Origin of the sequence: Bradyrhizobium sp. AS23.2, from assembly GCF_001908185.1 — a bacterium.
Lineage (GTDB): Bacteria > Pseudomonadota > Alphaproteobacteria > Rhizobiales > Xanthobacteraceae > Bradyrhizobium.
The window spans coordinates 23,920-48,388 of record NZ_LGHM01000216.1 but is presented as its reverse complement, the minus strand read 5'-3'; the positions used below and the strand labels follow the sequence as shown (position 1 = coordinate 48,388).

Below are 24,469 nucleotides of genomic sequence, written 5' to 3'. Positions count from 1 at the left end.
CGCTCGCCCTGGTCGGCAACGCCTTCTATCCGGTTCTTGTTCATCGGCCCGCAGCTTCGCTCCGCGCTTCCTCCCCACATTCGGTCGCCCTCATGCAGGAGCGCTTCGCTTCGCTCGTTGTGATCAACTAACGATGGGACTTACACCCATAAGAGTGCGTCCATGCTGGGCGCACAAAAGAAAGGCCGCCTGCGTTGCCACAAGCGGCCAAGGTCAAGGGAGGTCATACCCAAGGTGGGCAGCGATAGCGCGAGGGAGCGCTATCGCATGCTCCATAGAAGACGATCGCGATTGGCGGCTCAATTGAACGTCGGTAAACGTCAGGCATCTAAAGGGTAGTGTACCCTATACGAACGTTTATGGCGTTCGCCCTCCCTGGGTCTCGCGCTAGCGTTTCACGCATCATCGCAATCTCGATGCCAACCGTCGCAGCTCGAGCGCACCGCAGTGCGCGTCTGCTTAGCCCCAACAGCGGCGCGAGAGCAGACAATCCTGGACCGCCGCTTTGGGCCCAAGAGGCGACATTCGCAAGCTTGGCATTGATATAAGAGGCCGCCAACTGAGGCGATCTTAGTGCGCGAGCAGAACGAACGCGATCGTGCCCGCGACGACTGCGCACCACACCAGAGAGATTGCAAACGGCCAACTATCCCGCCCCATGGGTGAGAAACTACGTAAGTCCGCTTACGTGCGCCTTGCAGGCATGCCGAGTGAGGACCAAGCACCAAGGGACAAAGCATGAGGCAATGGCTCGCCGAAGGATTCGAATCCCTGCCTCTTTTTGCGGACTACAAAAGGATTCGAGGACGCAAGCTTGGGGACGGCGAGCAAGGATTGAGTTTTTGGGGGTACGAGCCTCGGTGGATCTGGCCGGAGCCCGGCTGACGAAATCCCGAAGACAAGGCCGCGAAGGTGCACAGTAACATTCAGCAAGTCGGGCAAGTCTTGCCGTCGCCTCTCCGGATGGGCCCGGAAAATCTGCTCACAGTCTAGTCGCGAAAGCTACGAGCTTCCCGACGTTAGGTCCGTGGTTTCTGGGCGCTTGTTGTACGAAGGTTGTATGAAAATCGCCGAAAAATCCGACTCAGCCCGCTCGATGCGGAGGCAACAGGCTGTTTCTGTTAGCAAAATATCGCTGGAGCGGGTGAAGGGAATCGAACCCTCGTATTCAGCTTGGAAGGCTGCTGCTCTACCATTGAGCTACACCCGCGTTACGGGCTCCCTAACACGGCCGGGCGGCGGTCTCAACTGCCCAAGGAGTGGCTTTCGGCGGCTTTTCCCGCTTGCCAACAGGTCCGGTTCGGCCCGGCCCGCCTCCCCTTAACAGCGGCAGGCTTGCTGCCTATATTGAGGCTCCCGAAACCAACGAAAGGAGGTGATCCAGTGTCTTATCTCAAGCGCTGTCACCTCGCTGGGATCGCCCGCTAAGCTTTGAACAGAGGCTTGGCGTCGGGGCGGTCTTGGCCCTGGACCAGCGAGCAGGAAATTGGGCGCGACGGGCGACTGCCCGCCGCGCCTTTTCTTTTGGGATTTTGTTCTGGTCGGGAGGAGCGGGCCGGCTCAGATGACTCGAAGCCGCTCGCGCATGGCAACGGCAGCAATCAGCGCGCCGACGCACCAGGTCATGACGGCGCGGTGCGGCTCGTCACTCAAGAGCACGGTCAAGATGCTCGCGAACAGGCACGGGGCGATCGCCTTGCTGGACCGGCTCGCCATCGAGAGCAGGAACGGCATCGCGGCGATCGAAACTTGCAGGACGCTCAATGTCGCGCGTCGGTTCGAAGGCTTTAGAAGCCGCGGACGTTCAGAATACGTGGCTGCTTGCCGCGGCGGCTTTCGACGATCCGCTCGCCGCCATTCTCGGCCGAGCTGCCGTAATAGCGGTGATGGCCGCTCTGATCGTGCAAATCTGCCGGCTCGGATTGTCCCGCCCGATGCGCGTCGCAGATGATCCTGATGGTCGACATGGCCGCCTCCGAATGGCTCAGTGTTCTTGGTGGCCATCAGTCGAATCGATTTCGGGCGGCGTTCACCCCTCGAGGCGGCAATCGGGTTTCAGGACGATTTCGTCGCTGGGCCGGCCACGCAATATTTTCCGCTCAACCATTGTCGGCGGCGGCCGCGGTGATACGTCCTTTGGGTGTGCGCAGTAAAATCAGCGAGGTGACGATGCTTTACGCCATCCTGGCCTATCATGTGGAAGACGAGGTCATGTCCTGGACGCCGGAGGCGGACGCCACGGTCATGACGAACCTGAGAGCTGCCCACGAGCCGTTGCGGGCCAACGGCCATTTCGGCCCCGCCGCCCGGCTCGACGAGACCAGCAAGGCCCGCACGCTGCGCGGGCCCGGCGCCGGGATGGTTCTGGACGGCCCGTTCGCCGAGACCAAGGAGCAGCTCCTGGGCTTCTACATCATGGAGTTCGACAGCGAGGACGGCGCGATCGCCGCGGCGCGCGAGCTGCGCAAGGCCAATCCGAGCGCGGTCTACGAAATCCGCCCCATCAAGCTTTTCCTGCCGGCCGATGGGTTCGGCGCGACATCAGGGTGATCGGGGCGCTTTACGTATCCTGGTCCGCCGGTGCGGCATTGAAGCGCCGGATCAGGAGCCCACCGAAGGCTATGAACCACAGAAAGGGCGCGACATGCGGCGCGAACGCCGCAGCGATCGTACCTGGGACGAACACGAGCAGCGGAAACAGCGAGGCCATGGTCTCACGGCGCCAGCCGCCGAGGATCGTCCACCACAGCCAGGCATTGAGGCCGGCGATCGCAGTCAAGTGCAGGCCGTAGAGCACCGCGACGGCGCTACTCATGGCGTAATTGGTGTAGAGGCCGTTGGTCACCGGCAGCAGCACGATCGAGAGCAGGAAGAACAGATTGAGGATCACCACGCCGCGGCTACCGACAGGCTGGCGCGCCAGCCGCCGGTGATGGCTGATCCAGAACAGGCCGGCGATGATGAAGCTGAGCGCAAAACCGCCGAGCTTGCCGGAATAGACCCGGGCGAGATCGCTCCAGTCGGGCGCGCTGGTGAAGACTGCAGCCTTGGGCAGGTCATAGGCGAGCAGCGTCATGGCGACGCCAAAAATGGTGTTGCTGAGTGACTCCAGCCGCCGCATCTCGAACTGTTCGGGCTTGAGCTCGGTCATACCGGGTGCGCTTTTCGGGCTGGAACTTTGGGCCGTCTATTCCCTAGGTGTTAAACTCGGCTCCGTCCAGCCGCATTGCGATTCGCTGGCAAATCGCCGACTCTCACCCTTTCACCGGGGCGATTCGTGGCGACATATCTGGACACGCTCAATGCGGAGCAGCGCCGCGCCGTCGAGCATGGCGTGGCCGATGGCGCGACTGTGGGCGGCCCCCTGCTCGTCATCGCCGGCGCCGGCTCCGGCAAGACCAACACGCTGGCCCATCGCGTCGCCCATTTGATCGTCGCCGGCGCCGATCCGCGTCGCATCCTCCTGATGACGTTTTCCCGCCGCGCGGCGGCCGAGATGGCCGGCCGGGTCGAGCGCATCGCCCGAAAGGTGCTCGGCGAAAACAATGCCGCGATCATGCGCGACGCGCTCACCTGGGCCGGCACGTTCCACGGCATCGGCGCACGGCTGCTGCGCGAATATGCGGAGCGGATCGGCGTCGATCCCGCCTTCACCATCCACGACCGCGAGGATTCCGCCGACCTGATGAACCTGGTCCGGCACGAGCGCGGGTTGTCGAAGACCGAGAGCCGCTTTCCGGCCAAGGGCACCTGCCTGTCGATCTACTCGCGCTGCGTCAATGCCGAGATGGAGATCGAGAAGGTGCTCGGCCAGCATTATCCCTGGTGCGCGGGCTGGGCGGCCGAGCTGAAGGGCCTGTTCGCGGCCTATGTCGAGGCCAAGCAGGCCCAGCACGTGCTCGATTACGACGACCTCCTGCTCTACTGGTCGCAGATGATGAGCGATGCGCTGATCGCCGAAGAGATCGGCGGCCGCTTCGATCACGTGCTGGTCGACGAATATCAGGACACCAACCGCCTGCAATCCTCGATCCTGCTGGCGCTGAAGCCTGATGGCCGCGGCCTCACCGTGGTCGGCGACGACGCGCAGTCGATCTATTCCTTCCGCGCAGCCACCGTGCGCAACATCCTGGAATTTCCGCAGAGCTTCTCGCCCCGTGCGGACATGATCACGCTCGACCGCAACTACCGATCGACGCAAGCCGTGCTTGCGGCGGCCAACGGCGTCATCGGCCTTGCGCGCGAACGCTTCACCAAGAACCTCTGGACCGACCGCACCTCGCCGCATAAGCCGCAGCTCGTCACCGTGCACGACGAGGCCGACCAGGCGCGCTACATTGTCGAGCAGGTGCTGGCCAATCGCGAGCAAGGCGCATTGCTCAAGCACCAGGCGGTGCTGTTCCGCACCTCCTCGCATTCGGGACCGCTGGAGATCGAGCTGACCCGCCGCAACATCCCCTTCGTCAAGTTCGGCGGGCTGAAGTTTCTCGACGCAGCTCACGTCAAGGACGTGCTGGCACTCTTGCGCTTTGCCGAGAATCCACGCGATCGCGTCGCGGGCTTCCGCATCCTGCATCTGTTGCCGGGCATTGGCCCCGCAACCGCGCAGCGCGTGCTCGACCAGATGGCGGAGAGCACTGATCCGCTACACGCGCTCGGCCAGCTTCCGGTGCCGCCGCGCACCGGCACTGAGTGGACCGACTTCGTCCGCACGACCCAGAATTTGCGCTATTCGGAATGGCCGGCCGATCTCGAACGCGTGCGGCTCTGGTACGAGCCGCATCTTGACCGCATCCACGAGGATTCCGAAACGCGCCGCGCCGACCTGATGCAGCTCGAGCAGATCGCGAGCGGCTATGCCTCGCGCGAAAAATTCCTGACCGAGCTCACGCTCGATCCGCCGGATGCGACCAGCGACAAGTCCGGTCCGCCGCTACGCGACGAGGACTATCTGATCCTCTCCACCATCCACTCCGCCAAGGGCCAGGAGTGGAAATCCGTGTTCGTCCTCAACGTCGTCGACGGCTGCATGCCCTCTGATCTCGGAGCCGGCACCAGCGCCGAGCTCGAGGAGGAGCGCCGTCTGCTCTATGTCGCGATGACGCGCGCCAAGGACGATCTGCACCTCGTCGTGCCGCAGCGCTTCTTCACCCACGGCCAAGCCGCCAAGGGCGACCGCCACGTCTACGCCTCGCGCACCCGCTTCATCCCGGAGCAGCTGGTCTATTTGTTCGAGCGCACCGCCTGGCCGAAAGCCGCTGCGGGCGCGCCCCGCACGGCTGCGCAAGGCCCGAAGATCGATATCGGCGCGCGGATGCGCGGGATGTGGCGGTAGAGCGCTGCGCTCGGCAAGATGGTCGTGCATATCTCGAGATAGGACGCAAAAACGGAAACCGAGCATTTCCGAAAGCCGCCTTGCGGGCTGGCCGCCGTCTCTTAAGTCTCGTCGATCCTCCCCTCAGAGACCTGATCGATGACCGCACCGCTTCAATTCGGACTGGATACCTTTGGCGACGTCACCAGGGACGCCTCCGGCGCGATGCTTGCGCATGCGCAGGTGATCCGCAACGTCGTCGATGAGGCGGTGCTGGCCGACGAGCTCGGCCTCGACTTCATCGGCCTCGGCGAGCACCACCGCGCCGATTTCGCGATCTCCTCGCCCGAAACCGTTCTCGCCGCGATCGCTGCGCGCACCAAGCGCATCCATCTCGGTTCGGCCGTGACGGTGCTGAGCTCGGACGATCCGATCCGTGTCTTTCAGCGTTTTGCGACGCTCGACGCGCTCTCGAACGGACGCGCCGAGGTGATCCTCGGCCGCGGCTCCTTCACGGAATCCTTTCCGCTGTTCGGTTTCGACCTGCGGGCTTACGAGGCACTGTTCGAAGAGAAGCTCGACCTGTTCGCAGCGCTCCTGTCGCAGAAGCCCGTGACCTGGGAAGGCAAGCTGCGTCCGCCGCTGCGGGATCAGTTGGTCTATCCGCCGGTCGAGAAAGGCCAGCTCAAAACCTGGATCGGCGTCGGCGGCAGCCGCAATCGGTGGTGCGCGCCGCGCATTACGATCTGCCCCTGATGCTCGCGATCATCGGCGGCGATCCCGCGCGCTTTGCGCCCTACGTCGATCTCTATCACCGCGCCTCTAGGGAGTTCGGCCGCCAGGCCAAGCCAATCGGTGTGCACTCGCCCGGCTATTTCGCCGCGACCGACGAACAGGCGCGCGAGGAGCTGTGGCCCGACTACAAGGCCATGCGCGACCGCATCGGCAAGGAGCGCGGCTGGCCGCCGATGGGCCGCGATGAATTCGTGAACGAGGCCGAGCACGGCTCGCTCTATGTCGGCTCGCCGGAAACCGTCGCGCGCAAGATCGCCAAGACGGCAAAGGCGCTTGGTATCGAGCGGTTTCAGCTGAAGTATTCGGCGGGGCCGTTGCCGCACGAGAAGCTGATGAAGAGCATCGAGCTTTACGGACGGAAGGTGGTGCCGATGGTCAGGGAGATGATGGGCTAGAGCCATTTCCGTTCCGATGGAATCGGAACGGGGCTCTAGATTCTTGTTTTGACGCGTTTTCTTCGAACCGGTATCCACTTCGCTCGAAAACGCTCTAGCGCTCCGAAACAGCCTGACTACGCCCTTCGGGGCTACGCCTGCTTCATCAGCCCAAGCCTGCTTGCGCCGACATAGAGCGAGAGCACGGCTGCATTCGACACGTTGAGGCTCTTGATCTCGCCGGGCATGTCGAGCCGCGCCACGACGCTGCAGGTCTCGCGGGTCAGTTGCCTGAGGCCCTTGCCTTCGGCACCGAGTACGAGCGCTAGCGGCTCGCGCAGCGTGACGTCCGAGAGGTCCTCGCTGCCTTCGCTGTCGAGGCCGACGGTCTGGAAGCCGCGCTCATTCAACGCGGTGAGCGCGCGGGCGAGGTTCTGCACGGTCACCATTGGCACCAGCTCGAGCGCGCCGGAGGCGGCCTTAGCCAACACGCCGGTCGCTTCGGGGCTGTGCCGTGCGGTGGTGACGATCGCCTTGACCGCGAAGGCCGCCGCGGAGCGCAGGATGGCGCCCACGTTGTGTGGATCGGTGATCTGATCGAGCACCAGCACCATGCCTTCCTGCTTCAAGGTCTCGATGTCAGGCGAAGGCAGAGGGTCGGCCTCCGCGAGCAGGCCCTGATGCACGGCATCGGGCGAAAGCAGACGGTCGATCTCCTGGGGCCGGACGATCTCGGGCGCGACGCGGGTCTCGATATTTTCTTCCGCCAGCCGCCGGGCGGCGTTCTCGGTCAGCGTCAGCTTTCGGATCCGCCGCGCTGGATTGGCCAGAGCCATCGTGACGGTGTGCCAGCCGTAGAGGATGACGGGCCCGTCGGGCTGCGAATCGCGATCGCGCCAGGCCGGCCGTCCGGGCGATTTCCCGGGCCTGTTGAAGGGCTTAGCCCCGCCGCGGGGCCCCCTGGGGGCAAATTTTCGATCCTTCATGGGCTCGCTTGTGTCACGGGCGCCGGAATATGGCAATTTGGATGCGAATGGAGGCGATTTTAGCTGTTCGCCTCGGTTGACTTTGCCCCACTGCTTCGCCCATAAACGCGCCGGTCGCGCCCCGATCCGGGTTGTCGCGGCCTTCACGTTCCATGGCCGTCTTCGGTCCGCCGGCAAAGCCCGGCCCGATTGTGCTGCCGTCGAGCGGGGGAGTGTCCCGAGTGGCAAAGGGAGCTGACTGTAAATCAGCCGCCTCATGGCTTCGCAGGTTCGAGTCCTGCCTCCCCCACCAGCCTTCGCTCGCTTCGCGAGCTTCGGCTCGGCAGGACAGCTCAGAACGTCACAGCGCGAAGCTAGCGAAGGCTGCCACGCCGTAGCCGGCAGGCGTAGGCGGGCTGTCCACCTGATGGAGCACCGTCATTGTCCTTGAGAGAGCTGATAACTTTCTCGGGCGTGGCGGGGTGTTCGCATGTTCTACGTGTACATTCTCAAGAGCAAGAGCGATCCTGATCGCTACTACGTCGGCATGACGTCCGATCTTCGCGCCCGTCTCAAAAAGCATAATGCCGGCGAAGTTTCCCACACGTCAAAGTTTACACCGTGGGAGCTCAAAACGTACGTCGCGTTCTCGGACGAGCAACAGGCCATTGCATTCGAGAAATACTTGAAGTCGGCCTCGGGCCGCGCATTCGCTAAGAAGCGGCTGTAGGGCCGCCTTACCTTCTCTGACCGTCGGCAAGACCATCCCGCTCGTCATGCCCGGGACAAGCCGGGGATGACGACGTCCCGCAACGCTGGATCGCGCGCAACAAAATGCCCGTCCGCATCGCGGACGGGCACTTCTTGAACTCAGCCAATCAAACGATCAGTAATAGCGGCGCACCGCGCGATGGCCGCCGTAATACGGCGCGCGGTAGCCGTAGCGCGGACCGTAGCCATAGTGCGTGCGCGGCAGATAGCCGTAGCGGGGGCCGTAGCCGTAGCGATATGGACGGTAGGCGCCCGGGGCCGCAATCACGCCGCGATAGCCATAGCCGTAGCCATAGTTGGCGGGCGCGATGACCGCGTCCTCGCTATAGGTCGGATACGGCGCGAAAGCGCCGGGGCCGGTATAGGTCGGACCCTGGTTGACGTAATAGTACTGCGTCGTCGGCTCGGCGAGTTGCTCAAAGCCCCAACCGCCATAGCCCGGGCCATAACCCCAGCTACCGCCACAACCCGTGTTGCAGCCGGAATAGACCGGTGCAACCGGCGCAACCGGCGCGCAAGCAGTGTAGCCGCAATCCGCGGCCACCGCGGCCCCCGCAAACATCACGGCAGCCGCCGCGACCAAGCCCGAAATCATTTGACGCATTACTCTCTCCTGTTGAATTCCGTTCGTTTGGATTTTGACGTTTCTTAGCCGGGGGGCCTGCCGGGCACCCCGGGATGCGGCCGCGGCCGATATCGCCGCGGATAGTCGTTGATCTCAGGCGCGAGGATCACCGGCGGCGGATCGACGGGCACGTCCATCTGCGGCGGCAGCGGCGCGGATTGCGCGCTCCAGCTCTGGTGGTAGCTCTCGGCCGGCTTCGGCAATTTGCGGTTCGCGGGCGGCTCGACCTCGAGGCGGCCGTAGCCGGGCCGCAAGCCCAGCGTCGGATAATAATGGCCGACGTCGGCGGGCTGCCGCTCGGCGATATAGCGCCCGCCATAAATCGTTGGCTGCACCTGGACGTTCTTGCCCAGGCCCCAGACCCCCTCGACGACAGTGTAGGATGCGTCGATGTTGTTGATGATGATCGGCACGCCGGGACGGCCGGGAACGACGATATCGAAGCCGCCGCCGGCAAACGCCATCGCGGGTAGTCCGATCAGAAAGGCTGCGAGCGCCAGAGCGCGCATGGAAGGATCCCGGTTATCCGGGCGACAACCTATCCGATTGCGGCCCGCAGAGGGTTAAGGCCGCTTCACCAAATTCCGGTAAGCCTAACACGTAGGGATCGCGCGCCGCTCAAATGCTGCGAAGCGAGCTAGCGAAGCGTTAACGCCTTGCGGCCGCCGCGATGCTCGGCGCCGCCCGAACCACGCCGGGATGCATGGCACAAGCTACGCATCTTCTGCGCGATCACATCGAAGTGACGCAGAAATGGGTTGGTACGGCAATTGGGATACTTACGCGGCCCGAAACGGCATCGTCTGCCGACCCGGCACCTGGTTCAAGGGCGAAGACGGTCGCCGGCATATCTGCCAGTAGGCTGATCCAGGTCGAATGCAACAGAACAGGCGGCCTTAGGGCCGCCGGTTTCATGTCCGCGAGGATGATCGCGGGGTTCTGGCACTTTCCGATCAAGTCTGGTAATGCGGCGCGCACGGGCCGACACCCCTGGCGCATGCCGGGCCCTGCCCCATTCCAGCGTCGCCGGCTTAGCTCAGCGGTAGAGCAGCGGTTTTGTAAACCGAAGGTCGGGGGGTTCAATCCCCTCAGCCGGCACCAGCTTTTGACGCGCAGTCTCACTTTGAATTCTTCGCCGCGCCGCTTTGCTGAAAGTGCGCGACGCCAGCGCCGTTGATTTCGACCCAGCCGTGTTTCGACTGCTCGAAAACCGATGCGATGGGAGCCGGGTAGCTTGGATCCGCGATGGCGCCGACGGCAACGCCAATCATCGTGGGATGTTTGTCGGCCTTCCAATAAACTGTCGAACCGCAGTCGGGGCAGAAAAAGCTTCGCACCTTGGCGCCGCTTCCGCCATCGCGGACGAACTCCCTTGGCGTTCCTGAGATCGTGACCGTCTCAGCCGGATAGAAGGCACCGACGCCGAAAGGCGCGCCGGTGCGTCGCTGGCAGTCGATGCAGTGGCAGGCAACGACGAGGCTGGACTGCCCCGGAAGTGAAAGCGCGACGGCGCCGCAACTGCATCTGGCATCGATCATCGATTGCACTCCTGCTTTCATCGTTCCGACTTTGGGCCACTTTGTTCAGGTGAGTTCTGCATGGCCTCATGCACAACGGCGCAGCTTCTGGTCCGTATCTCGGGGCGCTGAAGCCGGAGCTTGCATGCCTGTTCTGACTGACGAAGAAAATCTCGCCGTTCAGGCCAAACTCAATTTCATCCTCGGGGCCAAGATGGCGTTATCACCGCCTTCGCCAGAAGCGAGTACATGGCGAGGATCATGAGCGCCGAATTCAGCCCTCACATCGCCGAGGCGATCGAGGCTGTGGTGGGACAGCGCGTAACAAGCGTGCCGGTTCTGCCCCGTCGTAAATCACGACGTTGACGACGCGATGCCGCCTTCGCCGCAAGTCCACGTCTCCCCCTCACTCCTGCCCCACCTCGAACGCCAGCAGCACGTTGCCGGCGACGCCGCCCCATTGGCCGTAGCCGGCATTGGTGTAGAGCATGCCGCCAGCGATGACCGGCCCCGGGCCGTCGATCGCGCCGCCATGGGCAGCAACGCCGTTCACGGCCTTGAAGTCCCGCGCGGTATCGAACTCCCACAGCAGCTTGCCGTCGGCGGCGGCGTAGGCGCGCATGAAGCCGCTGACGCTGCCGGAGAACACGACGCCGGGGATCAGGCTCACCGCTGCCGACAGAGCGGGGCTGCATTGGAGACGTTCGCCGCAGGCGACCGGGGGCACCTCCATCGCGATTTTTCCGCTGGCGAGATCGAGGGCGAACAGGCCGCCGCCCTGGGTGGAATCGAGCTGCAGCGGGCCGTCGCGCGTAAAGCGCACATCGGAGTTCGCGACATAGACGCGGTCCTGATCGGCGGCCGAGCCCCATTCGCTGCCGCCGAGCGGGCCCCCCTTCCCGATTCTGGTCTGCCACAGGATCTTGCCGCCATCATCAGGATCGAGCGCATGCACGACACCGGATTTCTGCGCGATGACGAGCATGCGCCTGCCGTCGCGCAAGGTCACGAGGATCGGCGACTGGCCGAAATCATGATCGGGCCCGTGATCGTCGGGACAATTGGTCTTGTCTGCGCTGAAGCACGCCACGACAAAAGCATCCTTCGGCGTGGCCTGCTGCTTCCAGAGCATCTTCCCGGTCGCGAGCTCGAAAGCGAGGACCGCATCGGCTGTTGCGGCCGGCGGATTCGAATAGGAATTGCTGGTCGCGACGTAGACGGCGTTGCGCTTCGCATCGATCGTCGGCGCCGACCAGATCGCGGCGCCGGACGGACCGAAGAGCTGCGTGCCCCTCGCATTCTTGCCGGTCGGATGCGGTACCTCGGGGATCGTGTAGGCCTGCCAGACCGGCTTGCCGGTCGCAGCCTCCAGCGCGACCACGCTGCCACGGAAGGTGCAGCACTCGTAATTGACTTGCGAGCCGGCGGCTTCCTCGAGCGAGGACACCGGCACGTAGAGAACGCCGGAATGCAGCGTCGGGGAGCCGGTGATGCGCGCGGCCGGATGCTCCTCGACTTTCGTTTTCCAGATCAGCGCGCCGGTCAGCGCGTTCACGGCATAGGCGTTGGCGCGCAAATCACCGAAGAAGATCGCGAACTGATCGGTGCCGGGAAGCGGCGCAAAGCTGATCGCGGCACGCACCGCGCCGTCGGTCGCGAAGGTCCACAGCGTGCAGCCGCTTCGCGCGTCGAGCGCGCGCACCTTGCGGTCGGTGCCGCCGATGAACAGCAGACCGCCCACAATGGTCGGTGGGGCAAAGGACAGCGAGGCGCCGGGAAATGCATAGGCCCATTTCAGCCGCAGGCGCGGCACCTGCTCCGCGGACAGGCCGGCCATGTCGGCCGGCTGGAAGCGGCCGTTGTTGACGTCGACGCCCCAGCCGTTCCAGCGGGGACCGTCGAGCGGTTGCGGAAAGCCGATGACCTGCTGCGTGCAGTGGCCCTGCGCGTCGGCTGCGCTCGCCTCGGGCGCGGCCTTGCCAGTGACGAAGGAAGCGATCGCACGGCGTTCCTCGTCGCTACGGTCCTTCGCCATCGCCGCCATGCTGCCGGAGGTCAACGTCCCCAGCACATGATCGAACGACATCGCCTGCATGGCGCTGCGGCCCGGCACACGGCTCTGGGCATCGCCGCCATCGTGACATTGCGCGCAGTGCGTTGCGTAGAGGGCGGCGCCGCCCTGCTGCGCCAGCGCCGGCGCGCAGCACCACATCAGCATCGCAGCTACCACTACACCCGGTCTCATGGCGTGCTCCAGCACCGATACCGTAACGCGAGATGGCTTCACACAACCCCAAGTATATTGCGCCCAAGTATACTGCGCCAAGCGTACCGCGGCAGCAATCGCCGAAGCAACGGATGTTCCGCCGCGCTTGTCACATATCTATGGCAATGCCGGCGATATGGGGCAGTTCGTCCAGCCGCCAGAGCCCGAGGCTCTTGTCGTGCCAGCCGCCACCGCCCTCCTCGCAACGCTCGTTGATCAACGCGCGCGGCGCCGGCCAGTTGAATGGCGCCCTCTCCATGTTCAGCGCGCGCCAGTCGCCGTCTTCGCAATCGCGATTGCCGTCCCATTCGGGGAATGTCGTGACCAGCAGGAAGCGCGCGCCGCTGTCGCGAAACCGGGTGATGGTACGAGCGATGTTCTGAAAGCTCAGATGCACCAGGCAGTCGCGGCACAGGATCAGGTCGGCAGGCGGCAGCGTATCGCGCGTGATGTCCGCAACGCGAAAGTGGCCGGCCAGTTCACCCCGCGCCGCGCGCCGGTTGTTGGCCTCGATCAGCGACGGCACGATGTCGATGCCGATGTAATCGACATCGAGCTTCATGCGGCCGATCCAGCCGGCATCGCCACAGGGCGCATCGAGCAGCGAGCGCGCACCGAGCCGTTGCAGCAGTGCCGGGAGTGCTTCCCGGATTGCGGCGGTGGCGGGGTCCTCTGAGCCAAGGCCGGACACCGAACTCGCGGCTCCCCAAAGGTTCGTCCGCTCGATCCGCTCGAACCGCGCGGCGAGATCGAGGCCGGCAAAGTTCTCGCGGTCCGCGACGAACCGCTCATGGGCAAGCACGGAAGGACGATTGGCGATCATGGGATGAGGCTCACATCAAGATTCCGTTGCGGGCTCACTATACAGACGTGGCGTCGCGTCCAAAATCATCAGCCTCCTCCCTCAAGCCGGCTTCTGCCACTCCATGATGTGGAAGAAGGGCACGCGGCGATGATGGGCAATTCTATCGGGATCGCCGGCTGTGGGCTGCGGTTCGACGAACAGGCGCAACTGGAGGCGGTGATCGAGCAGCAGCGTCATATAGGTGCTGAGCGGACGATGCCAGTTCTGGACACGGATGCCGTTCCAGCTGACCCAGATCGGCCGCTCGTCCATGTAGTGGTCGATCGCGAAGCGCGGGATACCCTCGCGGTCGCGCTTCCATCCATCGGGCTGGCCCGCGGTGTTGAAGCTGGTCAGGTTGGCGATCAGCAGCGTGCCGCCCGGCCGCAGCGCGGCCACCATCTTCGCGATGGCCCCAGCGAGATCCGGCATGTCGATCAGGCTGAGATAGCTGACGACGAGATCATAGGACGCATCGGCGTCCATCGTCTCGGCCCTGCCGAGCCGATAGTCGCCATGCGGGTCCAATTCCCTGGCGCGCGCGAGCAGCGCTTCGGTCGGATCGACGCCGGTCGTGCGGATGCCGGCGCGCTGCATGATGCGGCAGAAGCGCCCCTCCCCGCAGCCAACGTCGAGCGCATTGCGAAACCCGCGTCCCTCGATCCGCGCCCGCATCGGCGCATCCAGCACGAAGCGACGGCCATAGTCGCCGTCTTGCCCCTGCTCGACGATCCAGGCGGCCGCGGACGCGGCCCAGCCGCCGCTGATGTCCTCGCTCATGTCTCTGCCTTCGGGAATGGAGTTGACCGCTCGCGTCGCGGGGACGGCTACTGACCACAGATTGGATCAGAGTTCAACATGCGGTAGAGTGCACATCGCATGCATCCCTATACCAGCCGAGAGATCGCCAAGATCATCGCCGGTGCCGCGGCGGCGATCGTCGCGACGGGCTTCCTTTTCGCAATCGCCATGGCTCTCTTGCTGCCGCAATAGGAACTGCGGCTCGCCGGCGGCGCAAGGCCGCCGGACCTTGTGCGTCGCCCGGCTTACGCTGCGCGCACCGTCCGGAGGAATTTCCCGACTTCGTCCTTCAGCCGGTTGCTGTCGCTTGCCAGCATTTTGGCGGTCGAGAGCACCTGCGACGAAGCCGAGCCGGTCTCGACGGCGCCACGCTGCACGTCGGTGATGTTCGAGGAGACCTGCTGGGTGCCATGGGCGGCCTGCTGCACGTTGCGTGCGATCTCCTGGGTCGCGGCACCCTGCTCCTCGACAGCCGCGGCGATGGTCGAGGACACCTCCGACAGCCGCTCGATCGTCGCAGAGATGTCCCGGATCGCATTCACCGATTCCTGGGTCGCGCTCTGGATGCCGGAGATCTGCTGGCTGATCTCGCCGGTCGCCTTTGCGGTTTGCTCGGCCAGTGTCTTCACCTCCGAGGCGACGACGGCGAAGCCGCGGCCCGCTTCGCCGGCGCGCGCCGCTTCGATCGTGGCGTTCAGCGCCAGGAGGTTGGTCTGGCCGGCAATGGTATTGATCAGCTCGACGACATCGCCGATCCGCGTCGCCGCGATCGAGAGTTCGCTGACCCGCTCGGTCGTGGTGCGGGCCTGGCTAACGGCATCGCCCGCCATCCGCGCCGATTCCTGCACCTGCCGGCTGATCTCGTTGACCGAGGAGGACAGCTCCTCCGTGGCGGTCGCGACCGATTGCACGTTGCCGGTGGCTTCGCCTGAAGCGGTCACGACGACCGAGGTCAGCTCCTGCGCGCGTTGCGCGGTGGTTGCCAGGGTCGAGGACGATGCCTCGAGCTCGGTGGAGGCGGATCCGACGGTTTCGACGATCTCGCCGACCGCACGTTCGAAGCCGTCGGCAAGGTTGAACATGTCGCGGCGGCGCTGCTCGGCAGCCTGCTTCTCCGCCTCGACCTGCGCAGCCTTGAGACGCTCCACTTCCAGCGCGTTGGTCTTGAACACTTCGACGGTCCTGGCCATGTCGCCGATCTCGTCGCGGCGGTCTTTCTCGGGCACCTCTGTCTTCAGATCGTTGCGCGCGAGCCCCTCCATGGCGAGCTTGAGCCGGGCGATCGGCTGCGACATCGCCTTGAGGCCGATGAACAGCGCGATCGCGATGCCGACGAACAGGCCGCAGGCGCTGACGCCCATCACGGTCCAGGTCGCGGATTTGGCGTCACGATCGATGGCTTCCTTGCGCTTGACAACCGCCCGGGCAGTCTCGCCTACGAATGTATTGATGCGCACCAGGGCCGCTTCGATCAGTGGATCGCACTCCTTGTGCGCCCGATCGGCGGCCTTCGCATTCTCTTCCTGGCTGCTCGCCTGCGAGCCAGCCTGAAGTACCGGATCGCAGCCCATGAACACGGTCTTCAACTGGCTGCTCATGGTCTTGATCTCGCTTGCGCGCGACGGATCGTCTTGCTCCGCCGCCTCCAGGAATTGACGAATTTCGTCGCGGTTCTGGGTTGCGGTCTTGAGACGATTGGCGTTGCCTGCCTCGGTCGCCTCGGTGAAGACCGCATAGAGCGCGGCGTGATACGTCTCGACGCGGCGCAAGGCTCGCGTCAAGTTAAGCGCCGACGATTGCGCCGCGGCGAGTTCGCTGTATCCGTCGACGGTTACAGAGAGTTCGCGCGTTCCGAAGGCGGCGACGCCGACCAGCGCACAACCCATCACGGTCACGATCAGCGCGACCTTCCAGACGATCTTCAAATTATTCAAAAAGCTCATTTCGGCCGCCCAATGATTTTCAGCGACCGAAGCAGTCGCAGCGGCGCCATTGGAACCGGCGGTCGTTAAGATTTGATCCTAAATGACGCTCGTGGTCTTACGGAAAAATAACCGTTCGCGGCCCGCGCATAAGCTTCAGTCATCTCTGGCAGCGTTGGTCCGCTCTCGGCGGTCCGGAGCCAATGGCCCGGGCCGATCGTTCTTGGCCGATGCGGATCAGAGAAGAAAATCGAAACGCGTTTCTGTTGGGGGCGGTGACGCTGTGGTGGCCGCCACGCTTGCATTGTTCGAGCCTGTCTTTGGACAGGCGCCGGAGAAACAGCTCGCCGACAGCAGGCCGATGGAAGTGGCAACTCGGGAGCCGATCCGGGTGGTCGGCGCGCCCTTCGTGCCCAACGTCAACCCGCGCGAGCGATAGCGCTCAACGCGGGGACACCTCGGTGCCCTCCTCGGGCCGGCCATGGGCACGCACCAATTCCTCGACGAACGCGATTACCTCCGCGCGCTTGTCGGGCGGCAGCAACAAGAAGGCGCGCACGAGCCTCAGGCCCTGCGCTTCGTCCGACTGCTCTGTCTTGGTCTTGGCACCCATGCCCTACTGTCAGGCGTTCGGGAAAAATATGCAATCCCCTGCGGGGTCACCTCCTTGATTCGGCCGACCAGCTTTGCTGGAATAGCTCCAACCGAGGTGCACCATGAAGTGGATCAAGGAACGCGACGCGCTGATCGCGCAGACAATGGCCTTCGTCCAATCGGTAACCGGCAAAAGGGGTGCCTTCCATCCACCGGAGGAGCCCTCCACGACCGCGTTCGCAGTCACGACGGAGATTGTTACCGTCCGGGCCGTTGCGGTCGAAGCCGAGCCTCCGGCCGCCGTATCGCCACCCGAGCCTCCAGCGGCCGTATCACCACCCGAGTCCCCGCCGCTCGCCCAACCTCACCCCGTCCAGGTCCCGCCGCCGCGGATGAGCGACGTTCGCAGCGAGATGCAGGCCCGCATTGCCAATTTCCGCAAGCACCAGGAACGGTTCGAGCGCGAACGTGAGGAATATTGTGCGGCGACCTTCGCGCGGCTCCGCGCCGACATGCGCGACGCCTCCCCCCGCCCGCCGGCGGAAAAGCGAGGCGGCTAGCGCCTCACAGCCAGGACCACACCAGCCAGAGATTGGCCGCGCAGGCGCCGAACAGCGCCAGCGTCAACGGCAGGAGCATGTGCCCGCAGGAGGTTTTGAGGTCGCTCGTCATGGCCAAAAACATCCGCTGATTCCGGCCGGAGAGTCCCAGGGATTCTTTTTTCTGGGATTCAGGACTCGTTTACGACTCAGGACACCAAACGCCCCGATCACGGCTCCGTGATCACACTGCCAGCCGGAACTCCCTCCCCAGCGAAGTCGTTAACGCGCTTTCCGGGAGCAGGAAGAATGCCCTACGCCCTGTTTTGCAACGACGCCCAAATCAGCAAAGCCTATCCGGGCGAGGCCGACGTCTGGAAACTCGCCGAGCGGAGTGGCTTGGTCGTGGATGTGTCAGCCGACGACGAGCGTCCCGGACCACGCCGGGTGCTCGACAACGACTACGAGATCAGGCCCTGCCCGGCAGCCCAAGGCGAGGACCCGGCCCAGAACAAGGCCGAGGCCGAGCGGCAGTCCAGGACGGAGCTGAACCTGAATTCGTGAAATCCGGCCGGAAGCCTGGGGGGCTCAGGGCGTCGCGGTCGCCAGCGAAGCCTGCTCGCCCGTCAGCACCACACAGGACTTCCGGCGATGCAGCCCGCGGATTGCCCCGGTGACCTTCAGCACCTTTCCCGACGGACAGGAGGCGTCCTTGACGAAGGCCACCTCATAGGGTGCCAGCACCAACGGCTCGGATTTGAGGATTGTCTGTGCAGAGCACGGCAGGGAGATGAAGCACGAAAGCACTACTGCCGACACAAGAATACGCATGTCCGTCGTCCCACCAACCCGTAGCTCTCATATAACGCGTTCCGGAGCGCGAGTTCCGTAAGCGGCAAAAATTATTTTTGCTTTACCCCGGCCCCATGACGCGCGTGAGAAGGGGCGCGCCTGAATGTTTGCCTGCAAATGATGCGCCGGATGGTTCACGCAAGGCAAACGAGGGGCTGGCAAACGAAAGGCCGGCGGCGGCCGGCCTTTCTCAGATCGTGGTCGTTGACGGTGCGTCAGTAGCGCGAGGCTGCCGGACCGCCCCAGCCGAAGCGGTAGTTCACACCGACCTTGACGGTATGGTCGTCCTCCCGGCCGCGGACACCGGCGATGTCGGCCGGGCCGGAGGTGAAAGTCGTGCTGCCGAAATTGTAGTACTGGTACTCGGCCTTGGCCGACCAGTTCGGCGCGAACATGTATTCGAGGCCGGCGCCGACCGTGTAGCCGTCCTTGCTGTTGCCGGTGGTGGTGAAGGCCTGGGGCACGCCGGCAATGTTGACGCCGAGATTGTTGTTACGCCAGGCGTAGCCGCCCTTGGCGTAGAGCAGCGTTGGCCCCCAGGTGTAGCCGATGCGGCCCGTCACCGACCCGATCTGGTCGGTGTTGGATGTCACCTGCGTACCCAGCGGGAACAATACACCGTTGTTGTTGGTCGGCAGCCAGGAATACTGGGCCTCGATACCCACCACCCAGTTGGGCGCGAACTGGTAGTCGAAGCCACCCTGCACGCCGCCCAGGAAGCGCGCGTCGCTCGACTGGAAGCTGCTGTCGCCGGCGAAAGCGCCGCCGACATGGCCGCCGATGTAGAAGCCGGTCCAGTTGTAGATCACCTGCGGCGGCGTGTAGACCGGCGCCTTGGTGTAGGTGCGCGGCTGCATGTCGGCTGCCGCGGCCGGCGCGGCCAGCGCAAGCAGAGCGGCGGCGCCGAGCCAAATCGTCCTCATGTTCATCCCCGTTCTTTCAAGATCGACCCTCAGCAAACCAAACAACGTGGCGTGAATTTGGTTGCCTCGCGGCGATGCCGGAACGTTGATCGTTCGTTACTGTGACGGGGGTGGCAACAACGCGATTTGTTCCGTCACGTTGCCTTGCACCGACTGTTTCTGTCGCTTGCGCAAGGCCTGCCGTAACGATTAGTCGCAAGGCAAAACGGCCCCGTTCAAAGCTCGCCAAAATGTGATCCAGCGGCTCCGGCGACCTCTCTCCTAGCACCAGGCGATGAAGGCGGGCTTTGCGCTACCGCGTCATCTTTTCCAGTTCCGGAAAGGGAGCGTAAACCGCACCGGCGCAGAGCTCGCTGGCGCGATCGACGACGCGGTCGGCCCGCCCGTTCACGAAGATCACGGCGCGCTCGCGCATGCCCTTGTAGCTGCCGTCGGTCTCACGCGGCGTGAAGTGCAGGCAGCTCACATAGAACTGTCGCCCGCCGACCTCACGCTGCACCGGCTCGGCCATGCTGGCGTCGCGCACGGCGACCGGATTGTTGAGATAGGAGCGCATCAAGCCGAGTGTGTCGCTGCGGAAATTGTCGGGAAAGGGCTGCGGGCCTCCGGCCTGCGTCCCCTCCATCAGGGACGGACGGTCGCCATCGCTGCCGAAACATGCCGCAAGCGCCAGCGGCAATGCCAGGATCACCGCACGTTTCGCCAATCGCCCCACAGGTCGCGCTCTCCCCTCGAACAGACTTGGGGATGTTCTAGCTCCAAGGTTGCGTCAAGGGAATTCGCTTGCGCCCTCCGCGCCGGCGCGAATGGCGCACCGGCCCGCCACCGACACCTCGAGCTTTCGCGCAAGGCATGGCGAACGGGCCGGGCCTGAATTCCGCACGCGGCAGCGGGGGCAATGCAGGGATGCCGCCGCGCGGGATCAGTCGTCAGCTGCGCTTGTCAGTGGTCGCCGGCTTGGTGACGTCCGGCTGCGCCTTCGGCGACTTCTTGGCCGACAGATGCTTGTGGTGATGGCGATGCGTACGCACGGTCTTGTGCTCGTCGGGCGTGACGGCGGCGTGCGCGTTCATCGCCTTCTTGGTATCCACCTTGGCATCCGCCTTGACGTCGGCAGCCTTCGCGTCGGCCTTGACGCCGGCATCGGGTTTCGCGGCGGTGTTCGACACCTTGGTCTGGCTCTGGTCCGCCTTGATCACCGGCGCGGTCGTGGTGGTCTTGCCGGCCTCGGCGGCGAAGGCCGGGGCTGCGATCACGGAAGCTGCGAGCAAGGCTGCGGAAAAGGTCTTCAACATGGTTGGTCTCCTCTTGAAGGATCTCGAGGCGGCGCCCTCTCGCCTACCCTTCGATCGTAGGTGTGAGCCTAGGCAGTGCGCACTGAACCCAGTCTGAAGCTCCTTGCCAGCTTCCGTTCATCTCGATGACAAGTTTGTCATCTGCGGCAGGGCGAATAGACCGGCCAGCCGGGAATGTTTTGGCCCGATGGGTGTTCCGGTCTTCGGGCAATCGTGTAGGATCGCCACATTCCATACGGGAGAACTTAGATGCGCAGACTCTCAATGCTTCTGGTGCCGGGACTCGTCTCCATGACGCTGGCGGCCGCGCCGGCGCTGACCAGCGCCTACGCCGCGGGCAGCGACGAGCCCTCGTCGCCGCCGAAGTCGGACACCTCCACCAAAAAGGGGAAGAAGAAGAGCTCCTCCATCAGTGATCCCAAATTCCTCGCCGCCTATCGCACCGCCTACGCCACAATCTACGATAGCCACGACTACACGAGCGCGATCGACCAGTTGAAGTCGCTCAAGCGCGACGACGTCGCCGACGTCGCCAATCTGATCGGCTACTCCTATCGCAAGCTCGGCAACTACCAGTCGTCGAAGGTCTATTACGAGCTGGCGCTGAAGGACGATCCGAACCATGTTCGCACCTGGCAGTATTACGGCCTCTGGCAGCTCGAGCAGGGCAACCGCGAACAGGCGCAGTATCATCTGAACAAGATCGCTTCGCTCGCCGGCACCGACAGCTCCGAGTATCGCTCGCTTGCCGCTGCGCTCGACAAGCCGACCGGCGCGACGCTCGTCTACTGAGACATCGCATCTTTGAATGAAGCGAACGGGTACAACCTCAGGGTTGTGCCCGTTCCGCTTTCTCGGCTAGCCTCACGCACCGATCCTCACCTCGCAAATTGGTGCGCAATGGACACGTGGCTACGATCCGCGATCGACTACATCGGCTCCTGGATCGAATTCCAGCTGACAACATTACAACAGCCGGGCGTCATCGTCGCATTCGCCCATCGCGGCGAGGTCGTCGCCGAGCATGCATTCGGCCTCGCCAATCTCGACACCGGCGAGAAGCTCACCCCGCGCCACCGTTTCCGCATCGCCTCCCACTCCAAGAGCTTTACCTCGGCCGGCATCATGAAGCTGCGCGAGCAAGGCAAGCTCCGGCTCGACGACCCGATCGGTCAATATGTCGGCGGCCTGCATCCGCGCGTCGCCGGGACGACGATTGCGCAAGTGCTCTCGCACAGCGCCGGGCTGACGCGCGACGGCGCCGATTCCGGCCAGTTCATCGACAGCCGCCCCTATCTCAACGCCAAGGAGCTGCTCGCGGAATTGAAGCTGCCGACCGCGATCGAACCCGGCACGCGCTTCAAGTACTCCAATCACGGTTTTGGGCTGATCGGTCTCGTGATCGAAGCCGTGACGAAGGAGCCCTACACCGTCTGGATCATGCGCGAGATCATCGAACCCGCGGGCTTGCGCGAGACCGAGCCGAATGCGCCGCTTGCCAAAGGCACGCCCTTCGCGCGCGGCCACACGCGAAAACTGCCGCTGGGCGAGCGATGCGTCGTCCCCGGCGACAATCCCGCCTACGCCATGGCATCGGCCGCGGGCTTCGTCGCGACCGCCGGCGATACGGCCCGCTTCTTCGCGCAGCTTGCGCCCAACGCAAGGAAAAGCGTGCTGTCGGTCGCGAGCCGCCGCGAGATGACGCGAAACCATTGGCGCATCCCGCAAAACTTCGAGGGCTATTACGGCTTGGGCGTCAGCGCCGGCAAAACCGACGGCTGGGACTGGTTCGGCCATGGTGGCGGTTTCCAGGGCTACATCTCCCGGACCTGCTCCATCCCTGCCTGCGAGCTTGCGATCAGCATCCTCAGCAACTCCATCGACGGCGCAGCGCCGTTCTGGATGGACGGCGCGATGCAGATCCTGCGCGTGTTCCAGACCCGCGGTGCACCCGACCGGCGCGTGCGCGACTGGACCGGCCGCTGGTGGACGATCTGGGGCGCTACAGACCTCGTGCCGATCGGCAACCGGGTGCTCGTCGCCAATCCGCAGTTCAACAACCCGTTTATGGATGCCGCCGAGATCGAGGTCACCGGCCGCGACACCGGCAAGCTCGCCTGGGCCGCCGGCTATTCCAGTCATGGCGAGCCGGTGCGCCGCGTCCGCGACAAGCGCGGCAAGGTCAGCGACATCTGGCTCGCGGGCGCCAATATCAAGCCTGCGAGCGTCGTGGCGCGCGAGATCGCGCGGCGCTACCCACCGCGCAAGAGGCGCCCTACTCCCTGATGAGCGCCTCGACCTCGCCGCGGAACGCCTGCCGCGAGCCGTCGTGCGAATAGAACATGTGGCCGCCGGGATAGACGACGAATTTCATCCGCTGCGCCGCAAAGGCCGGCAACTGGTCGAGCACCCGCTTCGTTCCGAAATAGGGCGTGGCGAGATCGAACAGGCCATGCCCGACCAGCACGTTCAGCTTCGCGTCGGTCGCAAGAATCTCGCGCAGATCCGACACCGACTGCGGCGGATTGATGCCGCGGCCGAAATCCCAGTGGCCTTCGACGGCCCCGTTCAGGATTTCATAGGAGCCATCGGGCCGCCAGTTGAGCTTGCGCGTCAGGACATCGACCGCGGCACTCGTCAACGGCGCCTGGAGCCCATCGCCTGAAGGGTCGCCGAAGCGCGAACTGCTCGAATCCGGATAAGGGTCGAACCCGCGCACGGAAGCGTCGTAGCGTCCCGTCACCTTGCCGTTCTTGCGGTCGAACTCGCGGCGGAATTCGCCGACATCAAAGCGGCCGGCGAGCCTGCGGCTCACCGCCTGGTCGATGCCGGTGAGCTCGGCGACCTTGTCGGCAAGCCGGTTGGTGGCCTCCCTGTCGGCCGCGCCCTTGACGAGGTCGGCCAGGAATTCACCTCGCGCGTAGGCCTCGACGTCGGCGAGATCGGCGCGCGTGACCGGTCCCCTGGCTTCGCGCGCCACCGCCACATAGCTCGGCAGCGTCGCGACATATTGCAGCAGGCTCGTGCCGGTGAACTCGCGGAAATCGAGCAGCGGCGACACCAGGATCATTCCCCTGACGCCGACGCCATGCTGGACCTGCAACTGACGCACGACCTTCGGTCCGCGGATGCCACCATAGCTTTCGCCCGCGACGTATTTCGGCGAAACCAACCGGTCGTGCTTCTCGAGCCAGCGGCGGATCACGAGCGCGATCGAGTTGGCGTCACCATCGACGGAATAGAGGCGCTTGTGCGCGTCTTCGCCGCTGGCGACAAAACGGCTGTAGCCGGTGCTGACGGGATCGATGAAGACGAGATCGGTGAAATCGAGCCAGGTCTCCGCATTCGGCTTCACCTCAGGTGAAGCCGACGGCGACAGGGCTTCGCCGTGCAGCGGCAGGCGCCACGGACCTGCAGAGCCGAACTGGAGCCATGCCGAGGACGCGCCGGGCCCGCCATTGAACAGGAACGTGACCGGGCGCGTGGCGTGGTCGGCACCGTCGAGCTCATAGGAGGTATAGGCGATGTCGGCCAGCGGCTCTCCCTTGTCGTCGAACACGCGGATCGAGCCGGCGGTCGCACTGAAAGCAAGCGTCCGGCCGGGCAGATCGAGCGTGTGCTTCGTGGTCGAATCCGACGGCAGACGGTGCGGCTCGGCCGCCGACGGTGACGTCGGCGATGCGTTCTGAGCATTGCCGCTGCGCCCACCCTTTTGTCCGGTTGGCGCCGCCGCCTCGGACCGCGGCCGCGGCGGATCGTCCGCGCGCGCAAATCCTGCGAGCGCGAACGCCGACACCGCCAGCACCAGGGTCGCGCGGCGAAGCGCCGGCAAACTCTTGACCATGATCGTTCTCCCTGCCTGGCTATGAGAGCCGGCGTTTACCCAAAGGCTAGCGAGAAATTACGACGGTTTGGGGGATCACAAAGACCGGCAGCACCTCAACAGGCCGATCGGGCCAAAATCGCCCCGGTTTTGACCTGAATCGGGATGGACAATTGGCCGTTTGCTTTGACGCGCGGTCATCCTCGACAATGGAGGCCCAGGTCGTATAGACGAGCCCGGCGGAACTTT

Annotated in this window: 25 protein-coding genes, 3 tRNA genes and 1 pseudogene; 11 read left to right on the top strand and 18 right to left on the bottom strand. The window is 64.4% G+C overall.

Features of this window, described 5'->3' with window-relative positions; genetic code table 11:
• Window positions 1–1,136: 1,136 nt before the first annotated feature.
• The 3 genes from AC630_RS37240 to AC630_RS37230 all read right to left on the bottom strand — a co-directional run bounded on the left by AC630_RS37240 (window position 1,137) and on the right by AC630_RS37230 (window position 1,967).
• Window positions 1,137–1,210, bottom strand: a tRNA-Gly gene (locus AC630_RS37240).
• Between the two features lie 350 nt (window positions 1,211–1,560).
• Window positions 1,561–1,764, bottom strand: a complete 204-nt coding sequence (locus AC630_RS37235) for a hypothetical protein (protein ID WP_074123353.1) — start codon at window positions 1,762–1,764, stop codon at window positions 1,561–1,563.
• A 23-nt stretch (window positions 1,765–1,787) separates the two neighbouring features.
• The gene (locus tag AC630_RS37230) at window positions 1,788–1,967 is read right to left on the bottom strand and encodes a hypothetical protein (protein ID WP_074123352.1); all 180 of its coding nucleotides are present in this window, start codon (window positions 1,965–1,967) and stop codon (window positions 1,788–1,790) included.
• A gap of 202 nt (window positions 1,968–2,169) precedes the next feature.
• On the opposite strand from AC630_RS37230, the gene AC630_RS37225 reads away from it, so the two are divergent.
• Window positions 2,170–2,550, top strand: coding sequence for a YciI family protein (locus tag AC630_RS37225; protein WP_074123359.1), 381 nt, complete (start codon window positions 2,170–2,172; stop codon window positions 2,548–2,550).
• A 10-nt stretch (window positions 2,551–2,560) separates the two neighbouring features.
• On the opposite strand, the gene AC630_RS37220 is transcribed toward AC630_RS37225, so the two are convergent.
• Window positions 2,561–3,151, bottom strand: a complete 591-nt coding sequence (locus AC630_RS37220) for a TMEM175 family protein (RefSeq protein ID WP_074123351.1) — start codon at window positions 3,149–3,151, stop codon at window positions 2,561–2,563.
• A gap of 126 nt (window positions 3,152–3,277) precedes the next feature.
• Between AC630_RS37220 and AC630_RS37215 the strand changes: the two genes are divergently transcribed.
• Both AC630_RS37215 and AC630_RS37210 read left to right on the top strand, forming a co-directional pair.
• The gene (locus tag AC630_RS37215) at window positions 3,278–5,335 is read left to right on the top strand and encodes an ATP-dependent helicase (protein WP_074123350.1); all 2,058 of its coding nucleotides are present in this window, start codon (window positions 3,278–3,280) and stop codon (window positions 5,333–5,335) included.
• A gap of 138 nt (window positions 5,336–5,473) precedes the next feature.
• Window positions 5,474–6,504, top strand: a pseudogene (locus AC630_RS37210) (LLM class flavin-dependent oxidoreductase).
• 131 nt (window positions 6,505–6,635) lie between these two features.
• Here AC630_RS37210 and rlmB read toward each other — a convergent pair.
• Window positions 6,636–7,469, bottom strand: coding sequence for a 23S rRNA (guanosine(2251)-2'-O)-methyltransferase RlmB (gene rlmB, locus AC630_RS37205; protein ID WP_074123349.1), 834 nt, complete (start codon window positions 7,467–7,469; stop codon window positions 6,636–6,638).
• Between the two features lie 206 nt (window positions 7,470–7,675).
• Between rlmB and AC630_RS37200 the strand changes: the two genes are divergently transcribed.
• A tRNA-Tyr gene (locus AC630_RS37200) sits at window positions 7,676–7,761 on the top strand.
• Between the two features lie 177 nt (window positions 7,762–7,938).
• Window positions 7,939–8,178 carry a GIY-YIG nuclease family protein gene (locus tag AC630_RS37195; RefSeq protein WP_074123348.1) on the top strand — a complete coding sequence of 80 codons (240 nt, stop codon included), beginning with the start codon at window positions 7,939–7,941 and terminating at the stop codon, window positions 8,176–8,178.
• 156 nt (window positions 8,179–8,334) lie between these two features.
• Here the strand turns inward: AC630_RS37195 and AC630_RS37190 are convergent, their stop codons facing one another.
• Together AC630_RS37190 and AC630_RS37185 are read right to left on the bottom strand one after the other, a co-directional pair.
• Complete coding sequence (locus AC630_RS37190) at window positions 8,335–8,823, bottom strand: hypothetical protein (RefSeq protein ID WP_074123347.1); 489 nt, start codon at window positions 8,821–8,823, stop codon at window positions 8,335–8,337.
• Window positions 8,824–8,867: 44 nt separating this feature from the next.
• Window positions 8,868–9,353 (bottom strand): hypothetical protein, encoded by a 486-nt coding sequence (locus AC630_RS37185; protein ID WP_074123346.1) that lies wholly within the window; start codon window positions 9,351–9,353, stop codon window positions 8,868–8,870.
• A gap of 516 nt (window positions 9,354–9,869) precedes the next feature.
• Here AC630_RS37185 and AC630_RS37180 point away from each other — a divergent pair.
• Window positions 9,870–9,945 (top strand) — tRNA-Thr (locus tag AC630_RS37180).
• A gap of 17 nt (window positions 9,946–9,962) precedes the next feature.
• On the opposite strand, the gene AC630_RS37175 is transcribed toward AC630_RS37180, so the two are convergent.
• From AC630_RS37175 to AC630_RS37155, 5 genes are all read right to left on the bottom strand, one after another.
• On the bottom strand, window positions 9,963–10,382 hold the full coding sequence (locus tag AC630_RS37175) for a GFA family protein (protein WP_074123358.1): 420 nt from the start codon (window positions 10,380–10,382) through the stop codon (window positions 9,963–9,965).
• 385 nt (window positions 10,383–10,767) lie between these two features.
• Window positions 10,768–12,606, bottom strand: coding sequence for an outer membrane protein assembly factor BamB family protein (locus tag AC630_RS37170; protein WP_074123345.1), 1,839 nt, complete (start codon window positions 12,604–12,606; stop codon window positions 10,768–10,770).
• Between the two features lie 130 nt (window positions 12,607–12,736).
• Entirely contained in the window at window positions 12,737–13,450 is a 714-nt protein-coding gene (locus AC630_RS37165; RefSeq protein WP_074123344.1) for a class I SAM-dependent methyltransferase, read from the bottom strand.
• 81 nt (window positions 13,451–13,531) lie between these two features.
• Window positions 13,532–14,251, bottom strand: a complete 720-nt coding sequence (locus tag AC630_RS37160; protein WP_074123343.1) for a class I SAM-dependent methyltransferase — start codon at window positions 14,249–14,251, stop codon at window positions 13,532–13,534.
• 266 nt (window positions 14,252–14,517) lie between these two features.
• Window positions 14,518–16,215: a methyl-accepting chemotaxis protein gene (locus tag AC630_RS37155; RefSeq protein ID WP_074123342.1), complete on the bottom strand. Its 1,698-nt coding sequence runs from the start codon at window positions 16,213–16,215 to the stop codon at window positions 14,518–14,520.
• Between the two features lie 202 nt (window positions 16,216–16,417).
• On the opposite strand from AC630_RS37155, the gene AC630_RS37150 reads away from it, so the two are divergent.
• Window positions 16,418–16,633 carry a hypothetical protein gene (locus AC630_RS37150; protein ID WP_245330631.1) on the top strand — a complete coding sequence of 72 codons (216 nt, stop codon included), beginning with the start codon at window positions 16,418–16,420 and terminating at the stop codon, window positions 16,631–16,633.
• A gap of 3 nt (window positions 16,634–16,636) precedes the next feature.
• Here AC630_RS37150 and AC630_RS45930 read toward each other — a convergent pair whose 3' ends face one another.
• On the bottom strand, window positions 16,637–16,807 hold the full coding sequence (locus AC630_RS45930; protein ID WP_167561355.1) for a hypothetical protein: 171 nt from the start codon (window positions 16,805–16,807) through the stop codon (window positions 16,637–16,639).
• Between the two features lie 103 nt (window positions 16,808–16,910).
• Between AC630_RS45930 and AC630_RS37145 the strand changes: the two genes are divergently transcribed.
• Together AC630_RS37145 and AC630_RS37140 are read left to right on the top strand one after the other, a co-directional pair.
• Entirely contained in the window at window positions 16,911–17,348 is a 438-nt protein-coding gene (locus AC630_RS37145) for a hypothetical protein (protein ID WP_074123341.1), read from the top strand.
• A 288-nt stretch (window positions 17,349–17,636) separates the two neighbouring features.
• The gene (locus AC630_RS37140) at window positions 17,637–17,891 is read left to right on the top strand and encodes a hypothetical protein (RefSeq protein WP_074123340.1); all 255 of its coding nucleotides are present in this window, start codon (window positions 17,637–17,639) and stop codon (window positions 17,889–17,891) included.
• A 24-nt stretch (window positions 17,892–17,915) separates the two neighbouring features.
• Here the strand turns inward: AC630_RS37140 and AC630_RS37135 are convergent, their stop codons facing one another.
• The 4 genes from AC630_RS37135 to AC630_RS37120 all read right to left on the bottom strand — a co-directional run bounded on the left by AC630_RS37135 (window position 17,916) and on the right by AC630_RS37120 (window position 20,397).
• The gene (locus tag AC630_RS37135; RefSeq protein WP_074123339.1) at window positions 17,916–18,158 is read right to left on the bottom strand and encodes a DUF6719 family protein; all 243 of its coding nucleotides are present in this window, start codon (window positions 18,156–18,158) and stop codon (window positions 17,916–17,918) included.
• A 236-nt stretch (window positions 18,159–18,394) separates the two neighbouring features.
• Window positions 18,395–19,108 (bottom strand): outer membrane protein, encoded by a 714-nt coding sequence (locus AC630_RS37130; RefSeq protein ID WP_143198609.1) that lies wholly within the window; start codon window positions 19,106–19,108, stop codon window positions 18,395–18,397.
• 286 nt (window positions 19,109–19,394) lie between these two features.
• A complete protein-coding gene (locus AC630_RS37125) occupies window positions 19,395–19,790 on the bottom strand; it encodes a hypothetical protein (protein WP_074123356.1) in 396 nt (131 codons plus the stop codon).
• Window positions 19,791–20,031: 241 nt separating this feature from the next.
• Entirely contained in the window at window positions 20,032–20,397 is a 366-nt protein-coding gene (locus AC630_RS37120) for a His-rich protein BRANT (RefSeq protein WP_074123338.1), read from the bottom strand.
• A gap of 249 nt (window positions 20,398–20,646) precedes the next feature.
• On the opposite strand from AC630_RS37120, the gene AC630_RS37115 reads away from it, so the two are divergent.
• The gene (locus AC630_RS37115; protein ID WP_074123337.1) at window positions 20,647–21,189 is read left to right on the top strand and encodes a tetratricopeptide repeat protein; all 543 of its coding nucleotides are present in this window, start codon (window positions 20,647–20,649) and stop codon (window positions 21,187–21,189) included.
• A gap of 108 nt (window positions 21,190–21,297) precedes the next feature.
• Window positions 21,298–22,683, top strand: coding sequence for a serine hydrolase domain-containing protein (locus AC630_RS37110; protein WP_074123336.1), 1,386 nt, complete (start codon window positions 21,298–21,300; stop codon window positions 22,681–22,683).
• On the opposite strand, the gene AC630_RS37105 is transcribed toward AC630_RS37110, so the two are convergent.
• On the bottom strand, window positions 22,673–24,241 hold the full coding sequence (locus tag AC630_RS37105) for a S10 family peptidase (protein WP_074123335.1): 1,569 nt from the start codon (window positions 24,239–24,241) through the stop codon (window positions 22,673–22,675). The two genes, AC630_RS37110 and AC630_RS37105, sit on opposite strands and share 11 nt — an antisense overlap.
• Between the last annotated feature and the right edge of the window lie 228 nt (window positions 24,242–24,469).